The 18,284-nt window shown below is 76.1% G+C and carries 18 protein-coding genes and 1 pseudogene; 4 read left to right on the forward strand and 15 right to left on the reverse strand.

Annotated elements, in window-relative coordinates; genetic code table 11:
* The 7 genes and pseudogenes from ACI79V_RS17955 to rimP form a co-directional block, all read right to left on the reverse strand.
* Positions 1 to 280: ribosome-binding factor A (locus ACI79V_RS17955; RefSeq protein ID WP_456891354.1), on the reverse strand; the 280-nt coding region annotated here is incomplete at its 3' end.
* 75 nt (positions 281 to 355) lie between these two features.
* On the reverse strand, positions 356 to 652 hold the full coding sequence (locus tag ACI79V_RS17960) for a DUF503 domain-containing protein (RefSeq protein ID WP_456877670.1): 297 nt from the start codon (positions 650 to 652) through the stop codon (positions 356 to 358).
* A 153-nt stretch (positions 653 to 805) separates the two neighbouring features.
* The gene (gene infB, locus ACI79V_RS17965) at positions 806 to 2,638 is read right to left on the reverse strand and encodes a translation initiation factor IF-2 (RefSeq protein ID WP_456877689.1); all 1,833 of its coding nucleotides are present in this window, start codon (positions 2,636 to 2,638) and stop codon (positions 806 to 808) included.
* Positions 2,639 to 3,655: 1,017 nt separating this feature from the next.
* A pseudogene (locus ACI79V_RS17970) lies at positions 3,656 to 3,799 on the reverse strand (translation initiation factor IF-2 N-terminal domain-containing protein); the annotation flags it as partial.
* Positions 3,800 to 3,868: 69 nt separating this feature from the next.
* Complete coding sequence (locus ACI79V_RS17975; RefSeq protein ID WP_456891356.1) at positions 3,869 to 4,279, reverse strand: YlxR family protein; 411 nt, start codon at positions 4,277 to 4,279, stop codon at positions 3,869 to 3,871.
* An 8-nt stretch (positions 4,280 to 4,287) separates the two neighbouring features.
* Positions 4,288 to 5,421 (reverse strand): transcription termination factor NusA, encoded by a 1,134-nt coding sequence (nusA, locus tag ACI79V_RS17980; RefSeq protein ID WP_456891358.1) that lies wholly within the window; start codon positions 5,419 to 5,421, stop codon positions 4,288 to 4,290.
* A complete protein-coding gene (gene rimP / locus ACI79V_RS17985) occupies positions 5,418 to 6,056 on the reverse strand; it encodes a ribosome maturation factor RimP (RefSeq protein WP_456891360.1) in 639 nt (212 codons plus the stop codon). The genes nusA and rimP overlap by 4 nt, the downstream gene beginning before the upstream one ends.
* Positions 6,057 to 6,280: 224 nt before the next feature.
* Between rimP and ACI79V_RS17990 the strand changes: the two genes are divergently transcribed.
* Positions 6,281 to 6,781 (forward strand): hypothetical protein, encoded by a 501-nt coding sequence (locus ACI79V_RS17990; RefSeq protein ID WP_456891362.1) that lies wholly within the window; start codon positions 6,281 to 6,283, stop codon positions 6,779 to 6,781.
* Positions 6,782 to 6,793: 12 nt separating this feature from the next.
* Positions 6,794 to 7,249 (forward strand): ferritin-like domain-containing protein, encoded by a 456-nt coding sequence (locus ACI79V_RS17995; RefSeq protein WP_456891365.1) that lies wholly within the window; start codon positions 6,794 to 6,796, stop codon positions 7,247 to 7,249.
* A gap of 3 nt (positions 7,250 to 7,252) precedes the next feature.
* Here the strand turns inward: ACI79V_RS17995 and ACI79V_RS18000 are convergent, their stop codons facing one another.
* The 5 genes from ACI79V_RS18000 to dxr are packed head-to-tail and all read right to left on the reverse strand — an operon-like array spanning position 7,253 to position 13,866.
* A complete protein-coding gene (locus tag ACI79V_RS18000) occupies positions 7,253 to 9,145 on the reverse strand; it encodes a penicillin-binding transpeptidase domain-containing protein (RefSeq protein ID WP_456891367.1) in 1,893 nt (630 codons plus the stop codon).
* Positions 9,146 to 9,188: 43 nt separating this feature from the next.
* Positions 9,189 to 10,067, reverse strand: coding sequence for a GNAT family N-acetyltransferase (locus ACI79V_RS18005; RefSeq protein WP_456891369.1), 879 nt, complete (start codon positions 10,065 to 10,067; stop codon positions 9,189 to 9,191).
* 15 nt (positions 10,068 to 10,082) lie between these two features.
* Entirely contained in the window at positions 10,083 to 11,243 is a 1,161-nt protein-coding gene (gene ispG / locus ACI79V_RS18010; protein ID WP_456891370.1) for a flavodoxin-dependent (E)-4-hydroxy-3-methylbut-2-enyl-diphosphate synthase, read from the reverse strand.
* 41 nt (positions 11,244 to 11,284) lie between these two features.
* Complete coding sequence (locus ACI79V_RS18015; RefSeq protein ID WP_456891372.1) at positions 11,285 to 12,712, reverse strand: M50 family metallopeptidase; 1,428 nt, start codon at positions 12,710 to 12,712, stop codon at positions 11,285 to 11,287.
* Entirely contained in the window at positions 12,664 to 13,866 is a 1,203-nt protein-coding gene (gene dxr / locus ACI79V_RS18020; protein WP_456891374.1) for a 1-deoxy-D-xylulose-5-phosphate reductoisomerase, read from the reverse strand. The genes ACI79V_RS18015 and dxr overlap by 49 nt, the downstream gene beginning before the upstream one ends.
* An 83-nt stretch (positions 13,867 to 13,949) precedes the next feature.
* Between dxr and ACI79V_RS18025 the strand changes: the two genes are divergently transcribed.
* Positions 13,950 to 14,270, forward strand: coding sequence for a DUF2631 domain-containing protein (locus ACI79V_RS18025; RefSeq protein ID WP_456877681.1), 321 nt, complete (start codon positions 13,950 to 13,952; stop codon positions 14,268 to 14,270).
* A 63-nt stretch (positions 14,271 to 14,333) separates the two neighbouring features.
* On the opposite strand, the gene ACI79V_RS18030 is transcribed toward ACI79V_RS18025, so the two are convergent.
* The 3 genes from ACI79V_RS18030 to ACI79V_RS18040 all read right to left on the reverse strand — a co-directional run bounded on the left by ACI79V_RS18030 (position 14,334) and on the right by ACI79V_RS18040 (position 17,508).
* Positions 14,334 to 15,050, reverse strand: a complete 717-nt coding sequence (locus ACI79V_RS18030) for a VIT1/CCC1 transporter family protein (RefSeq protein WP_456891377.1) — start codon at positions 15,048 to 15,050, stop codon at positions 14,334 to 14,336.
* Positions 15,047 to 16,222, reverse strand: coding sequence for a 23S rRNA (adenine(2503)-C(2))-methyltransferase RlmN (rlmN, locus tag ACI79V_RS18035; RefSeq protein WP_456891379.1), 1,176 nt, complete (start codon positions 16,220 to 16,222; stop codon positions 15,047 to 15,049). Before rlmN ends, ACI79V_RS18030 begins: the two co-directional genes overlap by 4 nt.
* A 62-nt stretch (positions 16,223 to 16,284) precedes the next feature.
* Complete coding sequence (locus tag ACI79V_RS18040; protein WP_456891381.1) at positions 16,285 to 17,508, reverse strand: hypothetical protein; 1,224 nt, start codon at positions 17,506 to 17,508, stop codon at positions 16,285 to 16,287.
* Positions 17,509 to 17,613: 105 nt separating this feature from the next.
* Here ACI79V_RS18040 and ACI79V_RS18045 point away from each other — a divergent pair, with 105 nt between their 5' ends.
* Complete coding sequence (locus ACI79V_RS18045; protein WP_456891383.1) at positions 17,614 to 18,255, forward strand: TrmH family RNA methyltransferase; 642 nt, start codon at positions 17,614 to 17,616, stop codon at positions 18,253 to 18,255.
* Positions 18,256 to 18,284 lie beyond the last annotated feature (29 nt).

An 18,284-nucleotide genomic window follows, 5' to 3' on the forward strand; every position in this document is an offset into this window, starting at 1 on the left:
CCCCCCCCCGCCCCCCGACCCACCCCCCCCCCCCCCCCCCCCCCCCCCGCGCCCCCCGCCCGCCGGCGCCCCCCCCCCCCCCCCGGGCGGAGTCGGCGGCCTGGGTGGCGTCGCCGTAGACGGTGTAGAAGACCGTGGCCTCGCGCAGGTCGCTGGTGACCCGGGCGTCGGTCACGGTGACCATGCCCAGCCGCGGGTCCTTGATCTGCGACTCGATGGCCGACGAGACGATCTGACGGATGCGCACCGCGAGCTTGCGGGCGCGGGCGGGGTCGGCCATGGAGAACTCCGGTGGTCGGGGGCGCGTCGGGCGCGCCCGGTCGGGCAGGGGGCGAGCGGGGAGGTCGCTCCAGACCTACGAGTCCGTGGCGGAGAACAGCTGCCGGTGCGTCGACAGCAGCGTCACCTCCGGCCGCTCGGCCAGCAACCGCTCGCAGGCGTCGAGGACGTCGGTCACCTGACCGGCGTCGCCCGCGACGGTGGCGACCCCGACCTGCACGCGGCGGTGCAGGTCGAGGTCGCCCACCTCCGCGGCGGCCACGGCGAAGCGGCGCCGCAGCTCGGCCACGATCGGCCGGACGACGGCGCGCTTGCCCTTGAGCGAGTGGACGTCGCCCAGCAGCAGGTCGGCGGTCAGCGACCCCGTGAACACGAAGGACCCTCCTGCCCCCCTGGAAGGACCTCCCTGCCCCCCACCGCTCGCAGGCTCACGGCGGGACCCTGCAGAGAGGCCGACGGACGCTCGCGGCGGGATCCTGCAGGAGGGCCGGGCGCCCTCCTGCAGGATCCCGTCGTCACCTCGCGCTCACGCGCGCGGCTTCTCGCGGACCTCGAACGTCTCGATGACGTCCTCGACCTTGATGTCGTTGAACGACCCCAGGCCGATACCGCACTCGTAGCCCTCGCGGACCTCGGTGACGTCGTCCTTGAAGCGGCGCAGCGACTCGACGGTGAGGTTGTCGGCGACGACGACCCCGTCCCGGACCAGCCGGGCCTTCGAGTTCCGGTTGATCGTGCCGCTGCGGACGATGGAGCCCGCCACGTTGCCGATGCGCGGCACCCGGAAGACCTCGCGGACCTCCGCCGTGCCGAGCGCGACCTCCTCGTACTCCGGCTTGAGCATGCCCTTGAGGGCCGCCTCGATCTCCTCGATCGCCTGGTAGATGACCGAGTAGTAGCGGACGTCGATGCCCTCGCGGTTGGCGAGCTCGGTGGCCTGGCCCTCGGCCCGGACGTTGAAGCCCAGGACGATGACGTCGTCGGCCAGCGCCAGGTCGATGTCGCTCTTGGTGATCGACCCGACGCCGCGGTGGATGACCCGCAGCGAGACGTCGTCGCTCACCTCGATCTTCATCAGGGCCTCCTCGAGCGCCTCCACGGTGCCCGAGTTGTCGCCCTTGATGATCAGGTTGAGCTGGCGGTTCTCCTTGAGCGCGGCGTCGAGGTCCTCGAGGCTGATCCGCTTGCGCATGGAGGCGTTCTGCGCGTTGCGGATGCGGGCCTGCCGCCGGTCGGCGATCTGCCGGGCGACGCGGTCCTCCTCCACCACGAGGAAGGTGTCACCGGCACGCGGCACCGAGGTGAGGCCGACGACCTGCACGGGGCGGGCCGGCGAGGCCTCCTTCAGCTTGTTGCCGTACTCGTCGAGCAGCGACCGGACGCGGCCGTAGGCGTCGCCGGCCACGATCGAGTCGCCGACGCGCAGCGTGCCGCGCTGGACCAGCACCGTGGCGACCGGGCCCCGGCCCTTGTCCAGCTTGCCCTCGATGACCACGCCCTGCGGGTCCTGCTCGGCGTTGGCGCGCAGGTCCAGCGAGGCGTCGGCGGTCAGCAGGATCGCCGCGAGCACGTCGTCGATGCCCTGCCGGGTGGTCGCGGAGACGTCGACGAACATCGTGTCGCCGCCGTACTCCTCGGCCACCAGGCCGTACTCGGTGAGCTGCTGGCGGATCTTGGCGGGGTTGGCCCCCTCCTTGTCGATCTTGTTGACCGCCACCACGATCGGCACGTCGGCGGCCTGGGCGTGGTTGAGCGCCTCGACCGTCTGCGGCATGACGCCGTCGTCGGCGGCGACCACCAGGACGACGATGTCGGTCACCTTCGCGCCACGGGCACGCATCGCGGTGAACGACTCGTGACCCGGGGTGTCGATGAAGGTGATCGGCCGCTCCTCGCCCTCCAGCTCGGAGGCGACCTGGTAGGCGCCGATGTGCTGGGTGATGCCGCCGGCCTCCCGCGCCACCACGTTGGTGTTGCGGATGGCGTCGAGCAGCTTGGTCTTGCCGTGGTCGACGTGACCCATGACGGTGACCACCGGCGGGCGCGCGACCCAGTCGGCCTCGTCGCCCTCGTCGCCGAAGGTGAGGTCGAAGGTCTCGAGGAGCTCGCGGTCCTCGTCCTCCGGCGAGACGACCTGGATGTCCCAGCCGATCTCGGCACCGAGCAGCTGCAGGGTGTCCTCGTTCACCGACTGCGTCGCGGTGACCATCTCGCCCAGGTGGAACAGGGCGGTCACCAGCGCCGCAGGCTGGGCGCCGATGCGCTCGGCCAGGTCGGTCAGCGAGGCGCCGCGCGGCAGCCGGACGGTCTGGCCGTTGCCACGGGGCAGGCTGACGCCGCCCATGCTGGGCGCCGCCATCTGGTCGAACTCCTGGCGCCGCTGCTTCTTGCTCTTGCGCCCGCGGACGGGACCGCGCCCGCCCGGACGGCCGAAGGCACCCGCGGTGCCCGCACCGGAGCCACCGCGGCCACGGCCGCGGCCACCGCCGCCACGGAACCCGCCGGCCGGCGCGCCACCGCCGCCGCCACCGGGGGCACCGCCACCGGGACGGAAACCGCCGCCACCGCCGGGAGCACCCGGACGGCCACGGCCACCGGGACCGCCGGGACCGCCACCGGGACGGCCGGCACCGCCGGGACGCGGCGGCATCATGCCCGGCGAGGGGCGCGGCGGCATCATGCCCGGGTTGGGACGGGGCCCGCCCGGACCGGCCGCGGGGCGCGGGCCACCGGCACCGGGGCCCGGACGCGGACCACCGGGACGGGGTGCACCCGCCGGGGGACGCGGACCGCCGGCACCGGGGCCGGGACGGGGGCCACCGGCGGCCGGGCCCGGACGCGGGCCAGCGGCAGCCGGCCCCGGACGCGGGGCGCTGCTGAAGGGGTTGTTGCCCGGCCGGGGCGCCGGACGCGGACCCGGACGCGGGCCGGCGCCCGGAGCACCCGGCGCGGCGGCGGGACCGCCGGGACGGGGAGCGCCGGGAGCCGCCGGCCGCGGGGCGGCCGGCCGGGCCGGGCCGGGGACGGGCCCACCGGCCGGGCGCGACGCCGGGGCACCGGGGCGCGGGGCGCCGGGAGCCGCCGGACGCGGGCCCTCGGGGGCCGCAGGCTGCTGCGCCGGGGGCTGCTGCACCGGCGCGCTCGCGGCCGGCGCCTGGGGCGCGGCCGGGCGCGGGCCGGGGGTGGGCATGCCGGGGCGCGGCGCGCCCGGGCGGACCCCCGGGGTTGGGCCGGCCGACGGCGCGGGCGCCGGTGCGGCGGGCGCCTGCGGCGCGGCGGGCTGCGGCGCGGACGGGCGCGGGGCGGCCGGACGGGCGGCGGTGGCGGCGCCACCGTTGCCCCCGTTGCCGCCGCCGGACGCGGCGCCGAGGGCCTCCCGCAGCCGCCGGGCCACGGGGGCCTCGACGGTGGAGGAGGCGGACTTCACGAACTCGCCCTGCTCCTTGAGCTTGGCGAGCACGGTCTTGCTGTCGACCCCGAACTCCTTGGCGAGTTCGTGGACGCGGGCTTTGCCTGGCACGGATCTCCTCTGGTGAGGCCGGCGGCTCGCCCGCGCGACCTCGTCGTCAGTGGTGCATGGTCTGGCTTGTCATCGTGGGGACTTCACGGCTGACTCATCCGACGACGTCCTGCTCTCGACGTGCGGACCGGCCGGGTGCCGGTCCGTCTGGGGAAGTGCGGTCTGTCGTTCGTTCGCTGTCGCCCGTCCCGGGCCCGGGTCGGGCGGCGCCGCGGCGCCGAGGACGTGGGCCCGGAGCGGACCGGCCTCCACCGCGGCGCCGCCTCCGGGGAGGCGCAGCGCCCGGGAGAAGGCCCGGCGTCGCTCCGCTGCGTGCAGGCACTCCGGGGTGGGGTGCAGCGACGCTCCCCGGCCGGGGAGCCTCCTCCGCGGATCGGGCACGAGGGTCCCGGACCGGTGGACGACACGCAGCAGGTCGGTGACCGGAGCGCGCTTCCGGCAGCCCACACAGGTGCGCACCGGGATCGACGTTTCGGCCACCCGACACTCTAGCGCGCGGCGGGGCCCCGTTGTTCCGGGCGCCGGTAGCCGGGGCGCGGGCCGCCTCCGCCGGGGGACGTCCGGCCGCCGGGCGCGCCGGCGCGCACCGGCGGCGGGCCCGAGCGCAGCGGCGGGCGGCCCACCCCGGGCGAGGGCTCCGCGTCGTCGGCCTGGGCGTCGCTGCGGATGTCGATGCGGCAGCCGGTCAGCCGGGCGGCGAGGCGGGCGTTCTGCCCCTCCTTGCCGATGGCGAGCGAGAGCTGGTAGTCGGGGACGACCACCCGCACGGCCCGGGCCTTGGGGTCGACCAGGGTCGCGGAGTCCACCCGCGCCGGGCTGAGCGCCGAGGCGACGAAGGTGGCCGGGTCGTCGGACCAGTCGACGATGTCGATCTTCTCGCCGTGCAGCTCGCTCATGACGTTGCGCACCCGCTGGCCCATCGGCCCGATGCAGGCGCCCTTGGCGTTCAGGCCGGGGACGGACGTGCGGACGGCGATCTTCGAGCGGTGGCCGGCCTCGCGGGCCACGGCGACGATCTCGACGCTGCCGTCGGCGATCTCGGGGACCTCGAGGGCGAACAGCTTGCGGACCAGGTTGGGGTGGGTGCGCGAGACGGTCACCTGCGGGCCGCGGTAGGTGCGGGCGACCGACACGACGTAGGCGCGCAGCCGGCTGCCGTGCGGGTAGCGCTCGCCGGGCACCTGCTCGGCGGCCGGGAGCACCGCCTCGACCTTGCCGATGTCGACCAGGACCGAGCCCTGCGCGTTGCGGCGGGCGTCGGCCTGGACCACACCGCTGACGATGTCGCCCTCCTTGCCCGCGTACTCGCCGAAGGTCTGCTCGTGCTCGGCGTCGCGGAGCCGCTGGACGATGACCTGCTTGGCGGTGCTGGCCGCGATCCGGCCGAAGTCCGACGGGGTGTCGTCCCACTCGCGCACGACCTCGCCGTCGGCGCCGAGCTCCTGGGCCAGCACCGCGACCTCGCCGCTCTTGCGGTCCACGTGGACCCGCACGTGCTTGGCGGCGCCGTCGGCGTGCCGGTAGGCGGTCACCAGCGCCGTCTCGATCGCCTCGATGACCGTGTCGACGGGGATGCCCTTCTCCCGCTCGACCGCCTTGAGGGCGGTCACGTCGATGTTCACTGTCCTCCTCCGTCGTCGCCCTCGTCGTCGTCCGCGTCCACCGGCTCGTCGTGCACGTCGTCGTGCACGTCGTCGTGCACGTCGTCCTGCGCGTCGTCCTGCGCGTCGTCGTCGCGGCCGGGCCGCCCGAACTCGACCTGCACCCGGCCGGCGCCCAGCTCCGCCCACGGCACCTGCCGCTCGACGGGCGGCTTCTTCCGCGCGCCGGGCTTGCCCGGCTTCTCGACCGCGAGGGTGACCCCCGCGTCGTCGACGGCGGTGACCCGGCCGGTCACCTGCTCGGCCGAGCCGGCCGGGCCGACGGCGACCGTGACCAGCCGGCCGGTGTTGCGCCGCCAGTGCCGCGGCTCGGTCAGCGGCCGGTCGACGCCGGGGCTGGTCACCTCGAGCACGTAGGGCGCGCGGCCGAGCTCGCCGTCGTTGCGGTCGAGCACGGCCGAGACCGCGCGGCTGACCTCGGCGACGTCGTCGAGGGACACGCCCTCGTCGCGGTCGACGACGACCCGGACGACGCTGCGCCGGCCGGCGGGGGTGACGACCAGCTCCTCGAGGTCGTACCCGGCCTCGGCGACCACCGGCTCGATCCAGCCCGCCAGCCTCGTGGCGGCCGGGTCCTGCTGTCGCGTGGCGGACACGGGCTCCCCTCCCCTCCTGCACCGGTCGGAGCTCGTGCTCGGCGGACCGCACCCCGGGGACCGCGGACGGCGGCGCGCACGCCTTCCGGCGGCGTACCCGGGAAGAGGTCAGGCTACCGCTCCCCCACCGCGTCGGCCCCGGCCGCTCCGGGCCCGCGGCCCACGGCGGGCGGCCCGCCCGTCGCTGCCGGGGGCGGGACGGGGCGCCTGGGAGGATGGCCGTGATGTCCACCTCCTCCCCCGCCGGGTTCTCCCGGCGCCGCCTGCTGGCCGGCGCCGCCGGCCTGGCGATGCTGGCGGCCGGGTGCACCTCCGGCGGATCGGCCGGCGGGGCGGCCGGCGCCGGGCGCACCGCGGCGCAGGACGACCGGCTGGCCGGCCAGCTGCCCGTGCAGGAGGCGGTGGTGGCCGCCTACGACGCCGCCGCGGCCGCCGACCCCGCCCTCGGCGGCCGGGTGGCGCCCCTCGCCGGGCAGGCCCGCACGCAGCTGGACCGGCTGCGGGCGGCGGTCCCCACGGCCACCGCCACGGCGACGGCTCCCCCGCCCGCGCCACCGGCCGGTACGGACGTGACGGGGTGGCTGCGCGAGCAGGTGGCCGCGGCCGCCGCCTCGCACGCCGGCGCCTGCCTGGAGGTCTCCGGCGCCCGGGCGGCGCTGCTGGGCTCCGTGGCGGCCGGGCTGCGCGGCCACGAGGCCGCGCTGGCGGCCGGAGGACCCGCGTGAGGGAGGACCGACGTGGCCGATGACGGGGCCCCCGCCGGGGACGAGGACGGCGCCCTGCGGGAGGCGCTGGCCGCCGAGCACGCGGCGGTGTGGGGCTACGGCGTCGTCGGCGCGGCGCTGCCGCCCGGCGGGCGCGCCGCCGCGGTCGGCGGCGAGCAGGCCCACCGCGACCTCCGCGACCGGCTGGCCGCGCTGGTCGACGAGCGCGGCGCGGACCCGGTGCCGGCGGAGGCCGGCTACGAGCTGCCGTTCCCGGTGCTGTCCCCCGTCGACGCCGCCGCGCTCGGCGCCGTCCTGGAGGAGGGCGTGTCGGAGAGCCTGGTGGCGCTGCTCGGAGCCGCGGAGGAGCCGGACGTGCGCCGGCTCGCACTCGACGCACTGGCGGCCGCGGAGGTCCGCGCCGTCGCCTGGCGCGCCGCGGCCGGGCGGCCGGAGACCACCACGGCGCTGCCGGGCATCGACTCGTAGGCGTCAGAGGCCGCCGAGGAAGGCGTCGGTGACGGCGACCGCGGTGCTGCTCGACCCGCCGCCCTCGACCAGCGTCGCGAAGGCGATGTCCCCCTGGGGCCCGGCGAGCTGGTAGCCCATGAACCAGCCGTGGGCGTCCGGCGGGGTGTTGCTGCCGAACTCCGCGGTACCGGTCTTGCCGTGGACCTCGCCGCGGTCGCCGAGCTCGGTCGCCGTCCCGCTGAGCACCACCTGGCGCATCATCGGCCGCAGCTGGTCGAGCACCGCCGGTCCCGGCCCCTCCGGCGCGGCGCCGGCGGGCTCGGCGCCCACGACCTCGACCGGCCCGGCCGGCGTGCCGCTGGCGATGCCGGCGGCCACCAGCGCCAGCTGCGCCGGGCTCATCAGCACCTCGCCCTGGCCGATCGCGTTCGCCGCCTTGGTCGTCCCGGTGGAGTCGGAGGGGACGCTGCCGGAGAACACCTCGACCGGCAGCCGCCAGTCGCTGCCCACGCCGTAGGAGGCGGCCGCGGTGGCCAGGGCGTCGTCGGGGAGCTGCAGGCCGGCCTGGATGAAGGTCGTGTTGCACGACTGCGCGAAGGCCTCGGTGAAGGGGACGGTGCCGAGGTCGAAGCGGTCCTGGTTCTCGAACTCGCGGCCGTCGACCGCCGTCGTCCCCGGGCAGGGCACCGCCGCGTCGGGGGTCACCGTCCCCGCCGACAGCAGTGCCGTGGCCGTGATCGCCTTCATGCTCGACCCGGGCGGGTACTGCCCGGTGAGCGCGTTGCCGGCCGCTGCGGCCTCGTTGGCGGACACGGCCAGGACCTCGCCGGTGCCCGGCCGCACGACGACCAGGTGGGTGGGCAGCGGCTGGGTCGCGACGGCCGCGTCGGCGGCCTCCTGCAGCTCGCGCACGATCGGCGTCTGCAGCGGCCGGCCGGGAACGGGCTCGACGGCGGCCACCTCACGGCCGGGGTCGCCGGTGGCCTCGTCGGTGCTCGCCACCGAGACGGTGAAGCCGGGGGTGCCGGTGAGCTGCTCCTGGAAGGCGCGCTGCAGCCCCGACAGGCCGAGCTCGTCGCCGGCGGCATAGGCGGCGACCCCGTCGGTGGTGGTCTCCTCGATCACCTCGGCGGTGGCATCGCCCACCCGGCCCAGCAGCGCGGCGGCGAACCGGGGGGACGGGGCGAGCAGCCGGGTGTCGGTGGGGAACACAGCACCGGGCAGGTCGAACACCTGCGCGCGGATGGCCTCGAAGTCCGGCCGGCGCAGGGTGATGACCGGGACGAACTGGCCGGGCGGGGCCGCCTGGACGTCGGCGGTGATCTCCTCGGCCGCGACGCCGGTGGCCGCCGAGAGCGCGGCCGCCAGCCCCGGCAGGTCGGTGACCTGGGCGGGGTCGACGCCCACGTTGACCACCTCGGTGGGCGTGAACAGCGGCCGGCCGGCGGCGTCGGTGATCGCGGCGCGCTCGGGCAGCGACCGGGCCAGCTGCAGGCGCTGGCCCTCCCCGAGCTCGGGGTGCACGAGCGTCGGCGCGGCCACGACCTGCCAGCCCTCGTCGGCCTCGCGCAGCTCCAGCGCGGCGTCGTAGGTCCAGTCGGGGGCGGCGGCGAGGTCCCAGGTGGCGGTCCAGCCGGCGGTGGCGGTGCCGTCCTCGACCGTGACGTCCCCGAGGTCGGCGGACAGGGTGGCCCCGGGGAGGTCGGCGGCGGTCTGCTCGAGCAGCGCGGTGGCCGCGGCGGGGTCGCTGGTGGCCTCGGCCGCGGCACCGGTGTCCCCGCCGGCCCAGTCGTCGAGGAAGGCCTGCGCGGCGGCGCGGACGTCGTCCTCGGAGCTGCCCGAGCAGGCCACGAGGACCGGCGCCGAGAGGAGGGTGAGGACCGTGCCGAGGACCGCCGTGCGTCGTGCTGCCACGTCGGCACACCCTGTCAGACCGCGCCGATGATCCGCGGGAGGCTCAGAAGAGGACGCTGGCGTAGCAGCCGACCTCGCGGAAGCCGACGCGGCGGTACACCGCGCGGGCCGGGGCGTTGTAGTCGTTGACGTAGAGGCTCACGACCGGCGCGATCGAGGTCCGGGCGTACTCGACGACGGCGGCCATGCCGGCGGCGCCGATCCCCCGGCCGCGGGCCTCGGGCGCGGTCCACACGCCCTGCACCTGGCACACCGCGCGCGACACCGCCCCGATCTCGGCCTTGAACAGCACCCGGCCGTCCTCGATCCAGGCCAGCGACTGGCCGGCGCGCACGAGGTCCTCGACCCGCGCCCGGTAGCCGGCGCCGCCGTCGACCCGCAGCGGGCTGACCCCGACCTCCTCGGTGAACATCGCCACCGAGGCCGGCAGGAGGACGTCGACCTCGGCCGGCCGGACCGGCCGCACCCGCGGCTCGGGCACCACCGCCGGCGGGCCCTCCATGGCCAGCAGCGGCTGCCGCGGCCGGTGGTCGCGGGCCGGACCCCAGGAGGGCTCGAGCAGCTCCCACAGCGGGCCGACGGCGGCGGCCGGGCCGACGATCGTCGAGCAGCGCCGGCCGGCCCGGCGGGCCCGATCGGCGAAGGCGGTGGCGGCGGCCCGCTCGGCGCCGGGGACGGCGAACGGGATCAGGTTGGCCCCGGCGAGGCAGACCGCGTCGAGGGTGCGGCCGCTGCCGATGCCCCACAGCGGCGCGCCCAGCGCGGCCGGGCCGGTGCCGGCCGCCTCGACCCGGCCGGCGAGGACGCAGGCCGCGACCGGGTCGGCGGACAGCAGCCGGCGGACGGCCGGCTCGTCGCCCTCGTCGAGGACGCGAGCCGTCGGGGTGGTGGGGCGGGTGGACGACCCGGTCGAGCGGAGCACGGTGGGAGCGGAGGGTCAGGAGACGGTGACGACGGGCGGGCCGGAGGGGACGCCGTCGTCGAGCTGCTCACCGGCGATCCGCATGGCCTCCTCGATGAGCGTCTCGACGATCTGCGACTCGGGCACGGTCTTGACGACCTGGCCCTTCACGAAGATCTGACCCTTGCCGTTGCCCGAGGCCACCCCCAGGTCGGCCTCGCGGGCCTCGCCGGGACCGTTGACGACGCAGCCCATCACCGCGACCCGCAGCGGCACCTCCAGCCCGTCGAGGCCGGCGGTGACCTCGTCGGCGAGCTTGTAGACGTCGACCTGCGCGCGCCCGCAGGAGGGGCAGCTGACGATCTCCAGGCCGCGCTGGCGCAGGTTGAGCGACTCGAGGATCTGCGTGCCGACCTTCACCTCCTCCGCGGGCGGGGCGGAGAGGGAGACGCGGATGGTGTCGCCGATGCCCTGGGACAGCAGCGCACCGAAGGCGACGGCGGACTTGATCGTGCCCTGGAACGCGGGGCCGGCCTCGGTGACGCCCAGGTGCAGCGGGTAGTCGCACTGCGCGGCGAGCAGCTCGTAGGCGCGGACCATGACCACCGGGTCGTTGTGCTTGACCGAGACCTTGATGTCGCGGAAGTCGTGCTCCTCGAACAGCGAGCACTCCCACAGCGCCGACTCCACGAGCGCCTCGGGGGTGGCCTTGCCGTACTTGGCCAGCAGCCGCTTGTCCAGCGAGCCGGCGTTGACGCCGATCCGGATCGGGATGCCGGCGGCCTTGGCCGCCTTGGCGATGTCGCCGACCTTGTCGTCGAACTTCTTGATGTTGCCGGGGTTGACGCGGACCGCCGCGCAGCCGGCGTCGATCGCGGCGAACACGTAGCGCGGCTGGAAGTGGATGTCGGCGATGACCGGGATCTGCGACTTCCGCGCGATGATCGGCAGCGCCTCGGCGTCGTCGGTGTCGGGGACGGCGACGCGCACGATCTGGCAACCCGACGCGGTGAGCTCGGCGATCTGCTGCAGCGTCGCGTTGACGTCGGCGGTCTTGGTCGTCGTCATCGACTGCACGCTGACGGGGTGGTCGCTGCCGACGCCGACGTCGCCCACCATCAGCTGGCGGGTCTTGCGCCGGGGCGCGAGGACGGGCGGGGGCAGTGCGGGCATGCCGAGACCGACGGAGGTCGCCATGCCTGCGAGTATCCCCGGTCCCACGGGGTCGGTGCCGACGACTACTGGAGTGTGATCGGGTTGACGACGTCGGCGACGAGCAGCAGCCCGGACAGGGCGATGAACAGGCCCGCCACCACGTAGGCGACCGGCATCAGTCGCGCGATGTCGAACGGGCCGGGGTCGGGGCGGCCGCGCAGCCGGGCGACGACCGAGCGGGCCTTCTCGTACAGCGCACCGGCCACGTGCCCGCCGTCGAGCGGGTAGATCGGCAGCAGGTTGAACAGGAACAGCACGAGGTTCACGCTGGCCAGCAGGCTCAGGAAGAAGCTGAGCTTCTCCGCGCCGCTGAACTCCTGGATGGCGAACACCTCGCCGGAGATCCGGCCGACGCCGACGACGCCGATCGGCCCGTTCTCGTCGCGCTCCTCGCCGAGGAAGGCCGCGCGGAACAGCTGCGGGACCTTCTCGGGGATCTCGACGAGCCGCTGCACCGACTGGCTGACCACCATGCCGAAGTAGCCGGGCAGGTCGGCGACGGACTGGCGGGCGAAGCCGACCACCGGACCGACGCCGAGGTAGCCGGCGGTGACGGTGCCGTCCTCGGTCGCGACGACGTTCTCGATCGGGGTGACGGTGAGCTCGCGGGCCGCGCCGTCGCGCTCGACGGTGAGCGCCAGCGGCTCCCCCGCCGAGCCGCGGATCGCCTGCTGCACCACGGTCCAGCTGTCGTGGGCGGTGGGGTCGACCGCCCGGCCGTCGATCGCGACGATCGTGTCGCCCGGGCGCAGGCCGGCCTCGGCCGCGGGGCTGGCCACCGGCCGGGCACAGTTCGCGCTGCCCTCCTCGCAGACCTGCCCGGCACCGGCGCCGCTGGTGACGATCGGGATGTCGCACACGTCCCGGCGCTCGGCCTCGGCGACGGCGATGCTCTCGGCGCCCGCGGGCACGACGCAGGCGGGGACGGTCTGCACCTGGGTGGTGATGACGTTGGTGCCGATGGCGGTGAGCGTGATCGTGAAGAACAGGACCGCCAGGACGAGGTTGTGCAGCGGGCCGGCGGCCATGACGATCACGCGCTGCCACCAGGGCTTGGCGTAGAACACGCGGCCGGCGTCGCTGGGCCGGACGTCGTTGAGCGCCTGGCCGCGCACCTCGGCGATGAAGCTGCGCATCCGGGTGGCGCGGACGCTCTCGCCCTCCTCGGCCGGCGGGATCATGCCGACGATGCGGACGTAGCCGCCGAGCGGGATGGCCTTGATGCCGTACTCGGTCTCGCCGCGGCGGCGGGAGAACAGCGTGGGGCCGAAGCCGACCATGAACTGCGGCACCCGCATGCCGAACTTCCGGGCCCACCAGAAGTGACCGGCCTCGTGGAACGCGATGGAGGCGAGCAGCCCGACGAAGAACGCGGCGATGCCGAGGACGGTCAGCAGGGTGCTCAGCTGGGGCCTCCGACGAGGGCGGCGCGGGCGTGCTGCCGGGCCCACCGTTCGGCGGCCAGCACGTCGTCCACGCAGGTGGGGGCGCCGAGGTCCGGCGCGTCGTCGAGGGTACGCGCGACCAGGCCCACGACGTCCGGGAAACGCAGCCGGCCGGCGAGGAACGCCGCGACCGCCTCCTCGTTGGCGGCGTTGAACACCGCCGGGACGACGCCGCCGGCCTCGCCCGCGGCGCGCGCGAGCCGGACCGCCGGGAACGCCTCCTCGTCGAGCGGCGCGAACTCCCAGGTGCTCGCCGTCGACCAGTCCAGCGCCGGCTGCACGTGCGGCAGCCGGTCGGGCCAGGCCAGTGCCAGCGCGATCGGCAGCCGCATGTCCGGCGGGCTGGCCTGGGCGATGGTGGCGCCGTCGGCGAAGGTGACCATCGAGTGCACGATCGACTGCGGGTGCACGACGATGTCGATGTCGGCGTAGGGGACGCCGAAGAGCAGGTGGGCCTCGATGAGCTCGAGGCCCTTGTTGACCAGGGTCGCGGAGTTGATCGTCACGACCGGGCCCATGTCCCAGGTCGGGTGCGCCAGTGCCTGCTCGCGCGTGACGTCGGCGAGGTCGGCGGCGCTGCGGCCGCGGAACGGCCCGCCGCTGGCGGTGAGCACCAGCCGGGCCACCTCGCTCCGGTGCCCGCCGCGCAGGCACTGCGCCAGCGCGGAGTGCTCGGAGTCGACCGGCACCAGCTGGCCGGGCCCGGCCGCCGCGGTGACCAGGTCGCCACCGGCGACCAGCGACTCCTTGTTGGCCAGGGCGACGACGTTGCCCGCCCGGAGCCCGGCCAGCGTGGGGCCCAGGCCGATCGAGCCGGTGATGCCGTTGAGGACGACGTCGGCGGGGCGGGCGGCCAGCTCCTCGGCGGCGCGCGGCCCGGCGAGGATCTCCGGCAGCGCGTACTCGCCCCTCGCCCAGCCGCGCTGCGACGCGGCGGCGTAGAAGGCCAGCTGCAGGTCCTGCGCGGCGGTGGCCCGCGCCACGGCCACGGTGCGCACGCCGAGGGTCAGCGCCTGCTCGGCCAGCCGGGCGACGTCGCCGCCGCCGGCGGCGAGTGCGGTGATCCGCAGCCGGTCGGGGTTCTGCTCGGCGACCGCGATCGCCTGCCGGCCGATCGAGCCGGTCGAGCCCAGCACGGTGACCTCGCGCGGCTCGCTCATGCCCTGATCCTCCCCGACGCGCCCGGCGTACAGCATCCGACCTCGCCCGGTGGTGGCCGGTCCCGGCTGGCAGGATGGGCCTCGTGAGCGAGCAGCACGGTCCCGGGGTCCGCCAGCACAACCCCGCCACCACGCGGGTCAACCAGCCCAACCGTGAGGAGGGCGTCGTCCGGGCCGGGGAGCACCCGATCGAGGAGGAGCGCCCCGAGGACTGGGGCTGGCACGGCCGCGCCGGCAAGTGGGCGCAGATCGTCGGCTGGCTGATGACCCTGGCGATCCTGTCCTACCTGTGGGGCAACCACGAGGCCCGCATGGAGGACCTCTGGCTGCTCGCCATCGCCGGGCTGATGGCCGGCTCGCTCCTGTGGGACCTGCGGCGCAAGCGCACGGCCTGGCGCCCCTAACAGAGGATCGTTCCAGCACCACACGCGACCCGGTCCGGCTCTGCCGGGCCGGGTCGACGCGTCTCAGGTGGCCGTGACCCCGATCGCCGCGCCGACGGCGTAGGTGATCCCCGCGGCCAGCGCACCGAACAGCAGCTGCCGCAGCCCCGCGTACCACCAGGCCCGCGGGGTGAAGCGCGAGGACAGCGCCCCGGCGGCGAACAGGCCGATCCCGCCGCACAGCAGCGCCACCCACAGCAGCGAGAAGCCGAACAGGAAGGGCAGCAGCGGGACCACCGCCCCGGTGGCGAAGGTGAGGAACGACGACACCGCCGCGGTCCACGGCGAGGGCTTGTCGGCCGGGTTGAGCCCGAGCTCCGCGACCACGTGCAGTCGCAGCGCGGTGTCGGGGTCGCGGTGCAGCTGGACGGCCACCTGCCGGGCCAGGTCGGCGTCGACGCCGCGGGCCCGCATCATCTCGACCAGCTCCGCGAGCTCACCGCCCGGGTTGCGCTCGAGCTCGCGCCGCTCCTTCTCCACCTCGAGGTCGAGCTGCTCGTTCTGCGTGCGCACCGAGGTGTACTCCCCCAGCGCCATGGAGATGGCGCCGGCGACCAGGCTCGCCACCCCGGAGAGCACGATCGCGCGGGACGAGGCACCCCCGCCGCCGACGCCGGCCACCAGCGCGGTGTTGGTCACCAGCCCGTCCATGGCGCCGAAGACGGCGGCCCGCAGCCACCCGCCCGAGACGTCGGCGTGGCTGTGCTCGTGGGCCTCGGCGGCCGGCGCCTCCGAGCTCACCCGTCGGCCTCGGCGCCCAGCTCCACCGGCGGCTCCAGGGACGGCGCGGGGACGGCCACGGCGGGGACGCCCTCGACCCGGTCGGCCGCGGCCAGCTGCCCGCAGGCGCCGTCGATGTCCTGACCGCGGGTGTCGCGCACCGTCGTCGGCACCCCCGCGGCGCGCAGCCGCGCGACGAACTCCCGCTGCGCGGGCAGCGGGCTGGCGTCCCAGGGGCTGCCCGGCGTCGGGTTCAGCGGGATGAGGTTCACGTGCGCGCGCTTCCCGGCCAGCAGGCGGCCGAGCAGGTCGGCCCGCTCGGGCTGGTCGTTGACGTCGCGGATGAGCGCGTACTCCACCGAGTACCGGCGGCCGGTGCGGGCGGCGTAGGCGTCGGCGGCCTCGACCACCTCGGCCACCTTCCACCGGGTGTTGATCGGCACCAGGGTGTCGCGCAGCTCGTCGTCGGGCGCGTGCAGGCTGACCGCCAGGGTGACGTGCAGCCCCTCCTCGGTGAGCCGCCGGATGGCCGGGACGACGCCGACGGTGGAGACGGTCACCGAGCGCTGGGACAGACCCAGGCCGTGCGGTGCCGGCGTCACCAGGGCGTCGAGCGTCCTGCGGACCCGCGCGTAGTTGGCCAGCGGCTCGCCCATCCCCATGAAGACGACGTTGGACAGCCGCCCCGGCCCGCCGGGGACCTCGCCGTCGGCCATCGCCGCGGCCGCCGCGACCGCCTGGCCGATGATCTCCGCGGCCGAGAGGTTGCGGGTGAGCCCGTTCTGGCCGGTCGCGCAGAAGGGGCAGGCCATGCCGCAGCCGGCCTGGCTGGAGATGCAGACGGTGGCCCGGTCGGGATAGCGCATGAGCACGCTCTCGACCAGCGCGCCGTCGTGCAGCCGCCACAGCGTCTTGCGGGTGCGTCCCCCGTCGGCGCTCAGGGTGCGCACGGGGGTCAGCAGCCCCGGCAGCAGGGCCTCACCGAGGGTCTCGCGCACGGCGGCGGGCACGTCGGTCATCCGCGCCGGGTCGGTGACCCCGCGGAAGTAGTGCCGGGCCAGCTGGTCGGCGCGGAACGCCGGCTGCCCGAGCTCGGTGACGGCGGCGCGGGCCTCCTCGCGGGTGAGGTCGGCGAGGTGACGCGGCGGCTTGCCCCGGCGGGGGGCGTCGAAGACGAGCGGCAGGGCAGTCATGGCATCCCCATCGTCCCACCCGCGTGCGCGCTCCGGGCCGCTGCGCGGGTGAGGTCGCTCGCTCAGGACGGCGGCAGCAGGACGTCCAGCAGGGTCGGCGGCGAGGTGACCGGGGTCTGCGAGCCGGTCCCGGTCGTGTCGGTCGAGCCCCCATCACCGGTGGCCCCGGTCCCCGGATCGACCGTGGTGTCCTCCGTCGGCGTCTGCGGGTCGGTCCCCGGATGGATCGGACCCGTTCCCGGGTCCAGCGGATCGGTCGGGCCCGTTCCCGGATCGGTCACCGGATCGGTGCCGCTGCCGTCTTCCACCGGCTCCTCCGTCGGGGCCTCCCCGGACTCGTCAGCAGGTTCCTGGGGCGGGACCACCGGCCCCGCGATGGGAGCCGCCTCCGGCGCTACGGGCGGCGCGGGCTCCGGCGGCGGGGGCGGCGCGTCGGGCAGCACCTGGGCGACCACCGCGGGCAGCGGCGCCTCGGCGGCCGGGGTGGGCACCGGCGCGGTGGCGCGGGGAGCGGCCCTGGATGGCGTCACCGGGGTGGGACGGGCCGTCCGCTCCGCGGTCGTCGGCACCGGGGCGCTGCTCGTCGGGGCCGCCGAGACCGCGTCGGCGATCCCCGAGGGGCGGACGGGGCGCAGGGCCGGGGTGGGTGTGGCCACCGCGCTCGGCGGCGACTGCACGGCCGACGACGGCGTCGGTCCGGAGGACGACGTCTCCATCAGGGCGGCGCCCGCGACGCCGCCGATGGCGAACAGGCCGACCAGCACGGCGAGACCCATCCGGCGTCGCGGCCGCACCTGCGGTCGCACCACGACGCGCGGCACCACGGTCCCGCCGACGGGGTCGCCGTCGAAGGGGGTCGGCGCCGCCACGTCGAGCCCGTCGGACACCTCGGGCATCGTGGGCTCGTCCGCTCCCCCGGGGGCGTCCGCCTGCTCGGGGGCGTCCGCCTGCTCGGGGTCCTCCGCCTGCTCGGGGTCCTCCGCCTGCTCGGGGTCCTCCGCCTGCTCGGGGTCCTCCGCCTGCTCGGGGTCCTCCGCCTGCTCGGGCTCGTCCGGTTCCTCGCAGACGGGAGCGACCTCGGGCGCGACGGCGGCCTCGGCCGCGGGCTGTCCGCCGTCGGCCGCGAGGGCGGCGCCCTCGGTGCCGCCCTCCTCCGGAGCGTCCTCCGGCCGGACCGGCTCGGCCGATTCGGTCAGCCACCCGGGCAGCCAGTGCTGCCAGTCCTCGTCCGCCGGCGGGAGCGGTACCTCGGTCACCGGGATGTCGTCCTCCTGCTGTGCCGTCATCCCACCTCGCAGTCACGGTTGGTCATGTTGCGCTCACCCCGTGGAGTCATCGTGCCCGACGGAGGGGCCCGGGTGCCGGAGGCGCGGCCAGCTAGCGTCGGCCGGGTGATCCCGGCCGAGGAGACGCCCGTCCCGCTCGACAGCGTCGGCGTCGGCCCGTGGGAGGGCCCGTGGCCCGAGGACCCCCGCTACGACCCGGAGCTGCTCGCCTCCGGCGACCGGCGCAACGTCATCGACCGGTACCGCTACTGGACCGTCGAGGCCATCGTGGCCGACCTCGACCCGCGCCGGCACGCCTTCCACGTCGCCATCGAGAACTGGCGGCACGACCTCAACATCGGCACCGTCGTGCGCACCGCGAACGCGTTCCTGGCCGCCGAGGTGCACGTCGTCGGGCGCCGGCGGTGGAACCGCCGCGGCGCGATGGTCACCGACCGCTACCTCTCGGTGCGGCACCACCCCGACGCCGCGGCGCTGGGCGCCTGGGCGCGCGACGCCGGCCTGCCGGTGCTGGCCGTCGACAACCTGCCCGGTGCCCGGCCGCTGGAGACCGCGGCGCTGCCCCGGGCGTGCGTGCTGCTGTTCGGCCAGGAGGGCACGGGGCTGTCGGAGGAGGCACGGGCGCTGGCGGGCGAGGTGCTGTCGATCGCCCAGTTCGGCTCCACCCGCTCGATCAACGCCGGCGTCGCGGCGGGCATCGCGATGCACGCGTGGATCCGGCAGCACGCCGGCCCGGAGCGGGGCTGAGCGCCCGGGTGCCGACCACGGCCCGGTGC

This window comes from Geodermatophilus sp. SYSU D00700, from assembly GCF_054050255.1.